The organism is Alcanivorax sp. HI0044 (genome assembly GCF_001634945.1).
Map to the genome: position 1 here is coordinate 1 of NZ_LWEZ01000468.1, position 749 is coordinate 749.

At 59.9% G+C, this 749-nt stretch carries 1 protein-coding gene; it reads right to left on the bottom strand.

The features are described 5' to 3' along the window. Positions 1 to 749 (bottom strand): acyl-CoA dehydrogenase C-terminal domain-containing protein (locus A3730_RS05705; RefSeq protein ID WP_197477316.1); only part of this gene is annotated, 749 nt, incomplete at both ends.

A 749-nucleotide genomic window follows, 5' to 3' on the forward strand; every position in this document is an offset into this window, starting at 1 on the left:
GCGCTCATTTGCATGGTGCTCTTGGTGGGCTTCAGTGCCGCTTCGGCATGGCCCTTGGCGCTGGGCAGCATGCGGTCGAAGTAGAATTCTGCGGTGGCCAGTTTGGCCTTGTAGAATTCCGCCGGCTCGTTGCCACCGTTTTCCAGCTTGTCGTTGGCCACGCCAGCCTGTAGTGCCCAGAAGTACGCCATCATGGCGTAGCCGCTGTACATCAGGAAGTCGTAGCTGGCGGTGGAAACCATGTCACGATCTTTCGCGGCCACCAGCATGATGCGGGTGGTCAGGTAGTTCCACTCGGCGGCAATTTTCAGCAGCTTCCAGGCGAACGGACGCAGCTTGGGGTCACGCAGGTTCTTGGTGCCGAAATCCACCAGTTTCTTGGAGAATTCGCGCACACATTTGCCGCGGGAGGACAGCAGAACCTTGCGGCCCAGCAGGTCCAGCGCCTGGATGCCGGTGGTGCCTTCGTACAGGGTGGAGATGCGCGCGTCACGGGCGATCTGTTCCATGCCGTGTTCTTTGATGTAGCCGTGGCCACCGAATACCTGCATGCCGTCGTTGGCGGCTTCCAGACCTTTCTCGGTCAGGAACCCTTTCAGGATCGGCGTCAGGAAGCCCAGCTCGCTGTCCCAGTGCTCGTATTTCTTCATGTCGTCTTCGAGCATGCCGGCGATCATGTTGTCCGCGTACTGGGCGGCGTAATAGATCATGGCGCGGCCGCCTTCAGCGATGGCCTTCTGCTTGAGCAG